Source organism: Bacillus sp. ME78, assembly GCF_903970865.1.
GTDB lineage: Bacteria > Bacillota > Bacilli > Bacillales > Bacillaceae_G > Bacillus_A > Bacillus_A cereus.
In genome coordinates, this window is the sequence record NZ_CAJCKK010000106.1 from 1 (window position 1) to 363 (window position 363).

Sequence of the window (363 nt, forward strand, 5' to 3'; positions counted from 1 at the left end):
GTGAGCCATGAAGGATTCGAACCTTCGACCCTCTGATTAAAAGTCAGATGCTCTACCAACTGAGCTAATGGCTCGTAAATGGCTGGGCTAGCTGGATTCGAACCAGCGCATGACGGAGTCAAAGTCCGTTGCCTTACCGCTTGGCTATAGCCCATCGAAAAAATATCTTATTTTCAAAGACAAATGTTATTGTACCATAATGTCCAATAAAAAACAACTGCCAATTAGCAGAGGTTATAATGGCGGTCCCGACCGGGGTCGAACCGGCGATCTCCTGCGTGACAGGCAGGCATGTTAACCACTACACCACGGGACCATTTGGTTGCGGGGACAGGATTTGAACCTGCGACCTTCGGGTTATGA

3 tRNA genes are annotated in these 363 nt (G+C 48.5%); all 3 read right to left on the reverse strand.

Annotated elements, in window-relative coordinates:
• Window position 1 precedes the first annotated feature (1 nt).
• Window positions 2-74, reverse strand: a tRNA-Lys gene (locus H6481_RS28450).
• Between the two features lie 5 nt (window positions 75-79).
• Window positions 80-154, reverse strand: a tRNA-Gln gene (locus H6481_RS28455).
• A gap of 86 nt (window positions 155-240) precedes the next feature.
• A tRNA-Asp gene (locus H6481_RS28460) sits at window positions 241-316 on the reverse strand.
• Window positions 317-363: the final 47 nt, after the last annotated feature.